At 75.7% G+C, this 8,228-nt stretch carries 7 protein-coding genes; 3 read left to right on the forward strand and 4 right to left on the reverse strand.

The annotated features are described in order from the left end of the window. The first annotated feature begins 540 nt into the window (after positions 1-540). Together E1258_RS27030 and E1258_RS27035 are read left to right on the forward strand one after the other, a co-directional pair. The gene (locus E1258_RS27030) at positions 541-1,308 is read left to right on the forward strand and encodes an NUDIX domain-containing protein (protein ID WP_132406077.1); all 768 of its coding nucleotides are present in this window, start codon (positions 541-543) and stop codon (positions 1,306-1,308) included. A 9-nt stretch (positions 1,309-1,317) separates the two neighbouring features. Then, positions 1,318-1,770, forward strand: coding sequence for an ATP-binding protein (locus E1258_RS27035; RefSeq protein WP_132406079.1), 453 nt, complete (start codon positions 1,318-1,320; stop codon positions 1,768-1,770). A gap of 36 nt (positions 1,771-1,806) precedes the next feature. On the opposite strand, the gene E1258_RS27040 is transcribed toward E1258_RS27035, so the two are convergent. After that, a complete protein-coding gene (locus tag E1258_RS27040) occupies positions 1,807-2,574 on the reverse strand; it encodes a DUF3152 domain-containing protein (protein WP_132406087.1) in 768 nt (255 codons plus the stop codon). A 297-nt stretch (positions 2,575-2,871) separates the two neighbouring features. On the opposite strand from E1258_RS27040, the gene E1258_RS27045 reads away from it, so the two are divergent. Then, the gene (locus E1258_RS27045) at positions 2,872-4,161 is read left to right on the forward strand and encodes a DUF2786 domain-containing protein (RefSeq protein ID WP_243715719.1); all 1,290 of its coding nucleotides are present in this window, start codon (positions 2,872-2,874) and stop codon (positions 4,159-4,161) included. A 225-nt stretch (positions 4,162-4,386) separates the two neighbouring features. Here E1258_RS27045 and E1258_RS27050 read toward each other — a convergent pair whose 3' ends face one another. The 3 genes from E1258_RS27050 to E1258_RS27060 form a co-directional block, all read right to left on the reverse strand. Further along, positions 4,387-4,878, reverse strand: a complete 492-nt coding sequence (locus tag E1258_RS27050; RefSeq protein ID WP_132406081.1) for a hypothetical protein — start codon at positions 4,876-4,878, stop codon at positions 4,387-4,389. Positions 4,879-5,034: 156 nt separating this feature from the next. Beyond that, entirely contained in the window at positions 5,035-7,290 is a 2,256-nt protein-coding gene (locus tag E1258_RS27055) for a cation-translocating P-type ATPase (RefSeq protein ID WP_132406083.1), read from the reverse strand. Positions 7,291-7,302: 12 nt separating this feature from the next. Next, a partial coding sequence (locus E1258_RS27060; RefSeq protein WP_132406085.1) for a hypothetical protein occupies positions 7,303-8,228 on the reverse strand: 926 nt, incomplete at its 5' end.

The raw sequence follows: 8,228 nt of genomic DNA on the forward strand, positions 1-8,228 counted from the left end.
GGCGGGCGCCGCCGGGGCGCCGGTCGTCGCGACGGGCGCGCGCGCCTCGTCGGCGCAAGCGGCAAGCAGCCCGGAGAGCAGGGCGAGCAGCGCGGCGAGCAGGGCCGGGGTACGGCGGGATGGCCGATGGGTCACGGGTGTCACCTCGATCTCGACGCGCGTGGCGCGGGGCGCGTCCGGAGTCAGGGGAGGGGGTGCCGGCGGGTAGCCGGGAGGCGGTGCGGGGTCCGCGTTGCGGAAGGTGGACCGAACGGTAACGGTGAGAGATCGGCGGTACGACCGCCTTTCGTGCCTTCACGGTGCCAGTTGGGCGCGGGCGGCGCGGCGGTCGTGCCGTGGTGGAACGCCGTCGCGCCGAACGACGGAGCCGTCCGCCGGGGCAGGCGCGCCTTAGGGGCGAAGCTCCATCGTCCAATGTGGTCGGACACCGTCCGGATCGGCTCCGCCACCTCGACGCCGGTACGACGTCGCAAATACTGTCCCTCAGACAGTAAGCAACGGAATCTGTTTGTGTCAAGCCGACGGTATTAGCCTGTCGGTATGACCCGACGCTCGCACGAACAACTACGACTCACCGCCGACCTGGCGATCCTCACCGTCCGCGAGGGGAGCCTCCAGGTGCTCACCGTCCACCGGGGCAACGAGCCGTTCCGCGGGCACCGGGCGCTGCCTGGTGGTTTCGTCCGGCCCCGCGAAACGGTCGACGACACCGCCGCCCGGGAACTGCGGGAGGAGACCGGGCTCGCCGGCGTACACCTGGAGCAGCTCGCGGTGTTCAGCGACCCCGACCGCGACCCGAGTGGCCGGGTGGTGACGGTCGCCTACCTCGCCGTCGCCCCCGACCTGCCGGTGCCCGAGGCCGGGTCGGACGCCACCGCCGCCTCCTGGGAGCCGGTGGACCAAATGCTCGACCCGGCGGCCGACCTGGCCTTCGACCACGGGCAGATCCTCGCCGCCGCCGTCGAACGGGCGCGCGGGAAGCTGGAGTACACGACCCTGGCCGCCGCCTTCTGCGGCCCGGAGTTCACCATCGCCGAGCTACGCACCGTCTACGAGTCGCTCTGGGGCGCCCGGCTCGACCACCGGAACTTCAGCCGCAAGGTCCTCGGCACCGACGGCTTCCTCACCCCGACCGGGCAGCGCACCTCCTCCGGCGTCGGCCGTCCGGCGATGCTCTACCGGCGGGGACCGGCGACCACCCTCCACCCGCCGATGCTGCGCCACTCCATGGACCTTCCGGTGTCGCCCGAACGACGAACGACGCGGACCGCCGGGCCCCGCCGCGTGAACGGCGAGCACCCCGGGTAATGCCAGGTCATGGGATCGCTGCACACGTCGTCGCCACCACCCCGGGCCGTCGAGATCCGGCGCTGGGCCCTGGCCGGCGGGGCTGAGCTGCGTGGCCTCCGAGCGTCCCTGCACGAGGCGCTGAACGGGCACGCGCTCGCCGAGGGCGAGGAACTCGACGACATCCCCGAGCGGGTCGTGCTTGTCGCCACCGAACTGGCCACCAACGCCCTGCTGCACGGGCTGCCGCCGACCACCGTCCGGCTGCTGCGCGACGACGACCTGTTCATCCTCGACGTCGCCGACCACGACCTGACCACCGTGCCCGAGATGGCCGAGACCCGCCCGCTGGGGGCCGGCGGTCGCGGCCTCCAGCTGGCCCGGGCCTTCTCGCTGGACGTCGGCTGGTACGCCACCGAGGGCGCGAAACACATCTGGGCGTCCTTCCCCCGGCGGGACGAGGGGTCAGCGAAGCACGAGTGAGCGCGCCGCGCTCGGCTCCACCATGGTCGACCGGCCTCACCAGCCGGCCGGTACCGGGTCGTCGTACTGGCCCGGGGGGCCGGTGAAGACGGCGCCGTCCACCTCGGGCCAGGCGTTCGGGACGCAGCCGTGCAGGCCCAGGGTCTGCTGCTGCATCACCGGCGCGGGCCCTCCGGCGCGCGGGCACAGTTCGTGCCCCCGGCCGAGCCGGTGACCCACCTCGTGGTTGAGCAGGTACCGACGGTAGGTGTCCAGGTCGCCGGCGAACTGCGGCACACCGCCCGCCCAGCGGGCCACGTTGATCACCACCCGGTCGCCGTTGCGGCACGACGTGTAGTGGTCGGTGACGTCCCCACAGAGCACGCCCCGGGTGACCGGGGTGGTGAGCGCGACGGTGAAGTCGGCCGGGTCGTCCGGGCCGACGCGTTGCAGCCGCCACCGGCCCGCGCCGGTCCACCCCCGGGGGTCGGCGAGGATGGCCCCCACCTCCCGGCCGAACCGCTCCACGTCGACGCCGTCGATGCCGTCCTCCACGGTGACCCGGTAGCGCAGCAGCTCACCGGCGCGCCCGGCGACGGCGCCCCGGAGGGTGGCGGCGCGGAATTTCCCCGTGCCCCGGGGCGGAAAGGTGATGTCGGCCGGCACCGGCGCGGCCGGGGTCGTGGACCGGGCCGGGGCCGGGGTGACCGGAACGGCCCGGGTGGGCGCGGCGACCCCTGCGGCGGCGACCGGCCGGCCCGCCGGGTCCGGCCCGCCCCACCGGACGGCCCCGGCACCGACCGTGACCAGGACGGCCACGGCCAGGGCGGCGCACGCGACCACCGGCCCGGTCCGGGCGGCGGCGCGCCGCCGACGGTGGACGCCCCGGCCGTCCGTGCCATGGGTACGACTCGACACGTCGCGCTCCGTCCCGTCGGTCCGCTGTTGTTGCACGGATGGATTCCGCACTCGTGCACGATTGGATACGGACGGCGACCCGGAGCGGATGACCGTCCCGGCGGGCATTTCGCCGGCGGTGTCGGCGCTCACGCCCGGCCGGTGCGCCCCCGGCGGTACGGTTTCCCGGCGGACCGTTCCGCCACTGATCATGAGGAGCACCCTGTGCCGGACGCCGACGCGCTGATCGCCGACGCCCTCGCGGCGGCGCGCGGCACCGACGTACGCGCCGCGGAGCGGCAGTTGGACCGGCTCGTGGTCGGCGCCGGCTTACCGGACGGCCCGGCGGCGGTGGACGCCGCCCTGACCGCCCGCCTGGTGCGCAGCGTGGGCCGGCTCTGGCCCCGGGGCTGGCAGCCCGTCGACCTGGCCCGGATCGCGACCCGCCGGCTCGGCCCGTCGGCCGGTCGGCTCGTGGCCGACCTGGCCGCCGCCCAGCGCCGGGTCCAGCCCGACCCCGTGCCGGGCTGGTGGGACGACCAACTCGCCAGCCTCGACGCGGCCGTGTGGTGGGACGACGACCGGCGGCACCTGACGGCCTGGGCGGCCCGGGAGCGCACCGACCGGATCGCTGCCCTGCGCGACGCCGTCGACGTGCTGGCGCTGGTGGAGGGGCTGCCGCCGATCGCGGTGCTGCGCCCGCCGCCCGGCACGACCGCCCCGGCGACGGCCGTCGGGCACGGCGGGAGCGGGTCGCGGATGCTCGACCGGGTGCGGGCGCTGCTGGCCAAGGCCGAGTCGACCACCTTCCCGGCGGAGGCGGAGGCGCTGACCGGCAAGGCGCAGGAGCTGATGGCCCGGCACAGCATCGACGCGGCCCTGATCGAGGCGACGGCCGAACGGGGCGACGTGCCCGGCGGGGTGCGGCTCGACACCGAGCCGCCGTACCCGGGGGCGAAGGCGCTGCTGGTGCAGGAGGTGGCGGCGGCGAACCGGTGCGAGTCGGTGTGGTCCGACGACCTGGGCTTCGCGACCGTGCTCGGCTTCCCCGCCGACCTGGCCGCCGTCGAGCTGCTCTACACGTCGCTGCTGGTGCAGGCCACCGCCGCGATGCTGCGGGGCCGCGCCGAACGCCGCACACGGGGCGGCAGCCGGCGCACGAAGGCGTACGACGAGTCGTTCCTCAACGCGTTCGCGCTGCGCGTCGGCGAACGGCTGCGGGCCGCCGCCGACGAGGCCGGCCGGGAGGCGGTTCGGGATCGGGGCGCGGAGCGGCTGCTGCCGGTGCTCGCTTCCCGGGCGACCGCGGTGCGGGACCGGTTGGACGACCTGTTCCCCGGGGTGACCAGCAAGCGGCTCGCTGTCGCCGACGAGGAGGGCTGGGCCAGCGGAACCGTCGCCGCCGACCGGGCGGCGCTGGGCCCGACCGGGTCCGCCCCGGCCCGGGTGTCGGGTACGGCGCACCGGCTCCGACCACCCGCCGGGACGCGCCGACGGGGCGCGGCCGACGCGTGAGGAGCACCCCGGCACCCACGGGCCGTACGGGGCTCGGTACACCGACGCCCGCTGGTACGGGCCGTGGGAGTGGCAGGTACCCCCCGATCCCCGACTGGATCGCCGCAGCAGTCGACCAGCAGCCTTGAACGACGAAAGCCGCCCCACCGCTCCCGAAGGAGATGGTGGGGCGGCTTTCTGCTGTGCCTGCCGCTGGGGAGAAGCAGACCGTTCTAGGGGGCGGAGTCAGGCGTGGCACTCCCGGGCCAGCCTCGGCGGGATGTCGACGAACGTGTCGCCCATCCACTTGGCCGGGCTGGCCGCCTTCGCGCCCCCGTCGAGCTGCTTCGCGACGTCCGCGATCAGCTTCTCGATCTCCGGGTCCTCGGCGCGCGCCGCCTGCTCGCGTACGTCGCCGGCCAGCCCCGCGATGGTCTGCTTGAGCCGGGAGTTGAGCTCGTCGGCGGTGGCCTTGTCCCGGGTGGCTTCGGCCGAGTCGGCGGCGAGTTTCTTGCTCCCGGCGAGAATCAGCCGGTCGACCTCCCCGCACACCTCGGCGGTGTTGGCCGCCGTCACGGCGGGCGTCGACGTGGCGGCAAACGGCTCGGTCGAGGCGGGTGGCGCGGTCGAGGCGGTGGTGACGGGCGCGGCGGCCGGGTCGTCGGCGGTGTCGTCGGACTGGCAGCCGGCGGCGAGCGCGGCCAGGGCCACCAGTGCGGTGGCACGGAGCGCGGTCACGGCATGACGAGACATGTTCTCCCCGTTCGGTCGTGGACCGTCCCAGCATGCCGGTCGCCGTCACGCTCCGGCGTACCGGCCCGCCGGGTCACGAACGCGCGCGCCGGGCCGGCCCCCGCCGGCCCGGCGCGCGCGACGCCGAATCCCTCGGCCAGGTCAGGGCTTGAGGGCCGGCTGGAAGCGGCGCAGGCGGAGGCTGTTGGCGACGACGAAGACCGAGGAGAACGCCATCGCGGCACCCGCGATCATCGGGTTGAGCAGGCCGGCGGCGGCCAGCGGGAGGGCGGCCACGTTGTAGACGAAGGCCCAGAACAGGTTGCCCTTGATGATCGCCAGGGTGCGGCGGGACAGCCGGATCGCGTCCACGGCGGCGGCCAGGTCACCCCGGACCAGGGTCAGGTCGCTGGCCTCGATCGCCACGTCGGTGCCGGTGCCCATGGCCAGGCCCAGGTCGGCCTGGGCGAGCGCGGCGGCATCGTTGATCCCGTCGCCGACCATCGCCACGATCCGGCCGTCGGCCTGGAGCTTCTTCACCACGTCCACCTTGTCGGCGGGCAGCACCTCGGCGGTCACCTCGGCGATGCCGACCTCGGCGGCCACCGCCCGCGCCACAGTGGCGTTGTCGCCGGTGAGCAGGACCGGGGTGAGGCCGAGGGCGCGCAGGCCGGCGACGGCCGCCGCGCTGGTCGGCTTCACCACGTCGGCGACCGCGAGGACCCCCCGGGCCCGGCCGTCCCAGCCGGCCAGCACCGCCGTCCGGCCGGCGGCCTCCGCGCCGGTCACCGTGCGCTCGATTTCCTCCGGTACGTCGAGCCCGCGCTCCCGCAGCAGCCGGAGCCGCCCGACGATCACCTCGCGGCCGTCGACCGTGCCGGTGACGCCGAGCCCCTCGACGTTGGCGAAGCCGGTGACCGGGGCGAGCGGTCCTGCGTCGGCGGCCCCGGCGGCCACGGCCCGGGCGATCGGGTGCTCGCTCGCCGCCTCCAGCGCCCCGGCCAGCCGGAGCAGTTCTGCGGCGTCCTCGCCCTCGGCGGCAAGCACGTCGACCAGGGACATCCGCCCGGTGGTGACGGTGCCGGTCTTGTCCAGCACCACCGTGTCGACCTGCCGGGTGGACTCCAGCATTTCCGGGCCCTTGATCAGGATGCCGAGCTGCGCGCCGCGCCCGGTGCCGACCAGCAGCGCGGTCGGGGTGGCCAGGCCGAGAGCGCACGGGCAGGCGATGATCAGCACCGCCACGGCGGCGGTGAACGCGGCCGTCGGGCCGGCCCCCGCGCCGAGCCACCAGCCGAGGGTGCCGGCGGCGAGCGCGATCACGGTCGGCACGAACACCCCGGAGATCCGGTCGGCCAGCCGCTGCACGGCCGCCTTGCCGGTCTGGGCCTGCTCGACGAGCCGCGCCATCTGGGCGAGCTGGGTGTCGCCGCCGACCCGGGTCGCGGTGACCACCAGCCGGCCCCCGGCGTTCACGGTCGCGCCGACCACGGTGTCGCCGGGGCCGACCTCGACCGGCACGGACTCGCCGGTGAGCATGCTGGCGTCGACGGCCGAGGTGCCCTCGTCGACCACCCCGTCGGTGGCGATCTTCTCGCCAGGGCGGACCACGAACCGGTCCCCCACGGCGAGCCGGTCCACCGGGACCCGGGTCTCCACCCCGTTCCGCAGCACGGCGACGTCCCGCGCGCCCAGCTCCAGCAGGGCGCGCAGCGCGGCCCCGGCGGTCCGCTTGGACCGGGCCTCGAAGTACCGGCCGGCGAGGAGGAACACGGTCACCCCGGCCGCCGCCTCCAGGTAGATGTTGCCGGCCCCGTCGGTGCGGGTGATGTCGAACCGGAACGGGTGCGTCATCCCCGGCACGCCGGCGTCGCCGAGGAACAGCGCCCACACCGACCAGCCGAACGCGGCCAGGGTGCCCAGCGAGACGAGGGTGTCCATGGTGGCCGCGCCGTGCCGCAGGTTGACCAGCGCGGCCCGGTGGAACGGCAGGCCGCCGTAGACCACGACCGGGGCGGCCAGGGTCAGCGACAGCCACTGCCAGTAGTCGAACTGCCAGGTCGGGACCATGGCGAGCACGATCACCGGCACGGCCAGGGCGGCGGAGACCCACAGCCGGGTACGCAGCCCGCGCAGCTCGTCCGCCGGCTCGGCGGCGGGCGGCGCGGCCGAGGGCGGCGGCGGCAGGGCGGCCGTGTACCCGGTCTTCTCGACCGTGGCGATCAGGTCGTCGGGGGTGACTTCGTCGGCGTACGAGACGGTGGCCTTCTCGGTGGCGTAGTTGACCGTGGCGGTCACGCCGTTCATCCGGTTGAGCTTCTTCTCGATCCGGGCGGCGCAGGACGCGCAGGTCATGCCGCCGATCATCAGCTCGATCCGGTGCGGTGCGACCGGTAGCGGTCGCGCGGGCAAGGTCATCGCTGCCTCCCGTCAGTCGTGCCCGTGACCGGGGACGCCGTGGCCGGCGTCGGCGGTCGGGGCGCTGGTGGCGGCCGGCGTGCCGGTCGCCGTCGGTGCGCCGGGCGCGTCCGGCGCGGCCACGGCGGGGGTGCCGGCGACGACGGTGAACTCGGCGGTACGCACCGCGTCGCCGTGCCGGAAGTCCAGGTAGAGCCGGTAGCTGCCGGCCGACGGGAACTCGGCGGAGAAGGTCACCGCCGGCCCGGCCGGGGTCGTCCCGTCGCCGGGCGCCCCCTCCGGGTGCACGTGCAGGTACGCCAGGTCGCCCTGGCGCAGGGCCACCAGGTGCCCGTACGCCCCGAGGTACGGCTGGAGGTCGGTGACCGGGGTGCCGTCCCGGCTGACGGTCAGGGTGAGCCGGGAGGCGCGGCCGGGCTGCGCCGTGCCGGCCAGGGTGACGGTGTAGCCGTCGACGGTGGCGACGGTGGCGGGCGGCGGCAGCGGCCGGGCGTCGAGCGCGCCGGGCACGGTGACGTCGACGCCGAGGGTGAGCGCCGGCCCGCCGGTCGGGGTGAAGTCGGCGAACGCCCGCCAGACGCCGGGGCCGGCGAGCGGGGACGCGACCCGCCAGGTGCCGTCCGGGCCCGCCTCCGGGTGGACGTGCCGGAAGCCGGAGAGGTCCCGCCGGGCGACGATCAGGTGCATCCGCTTGTCGTGCGCGACGTCGTAGCGGGTGACCGGCTGCCCGTCGGGGCCGGTGATCCGGAAGGCGAACTCGCCGGCCGGTGCGGTCAGCGGGGTGAGGGTGTAGCCCCGGTCCGAGACGAGCAGCCCGCCGGGGAGGTGGTTGGTCGGGGCGTCCCCGGTGGCGGAGCGGGTGGCGCCGTGGGCGGGGTCGTCGGCGTCGTGGCGGGTCTCGGCGGCGGGGGTGACGGGGTCGGCCACCCGGCCGACCC

The sequence above is a fragment of the Micromonospora sp. KC207 genome (assembly GCF_004348615.1).
Taxonomy (GTDB): Bacteria; Actinomycetota; Actinomycetes; order Mycobacteriales; family Micromonosporaceae; genus Micromonospora.

Bases quoted from the DNA above. Each gene is read 5' to 3' on its own strand.
- E1258_RS27030 (WP_132406077.1), top strand. From the start codon at position 541: ATGACCCGACGCTCGCACGAACAACTACGACTCACCGCCGACCTGGCG.
- E1258_RS27035 (WP_132406079.1), top strand. From the start codon at position 1,318: ATGGGATCGCTGCACACGTCGTCGCCACCACCCCGGGCCGTCGAGATC.
- E1258_RS27055 (WP_132406083.1), bottom strand. From the start codon at position 7,290: ATGACCTTGCCCGCGCGACCGCTACCGGTCGCACCGCACCGGATCGAG.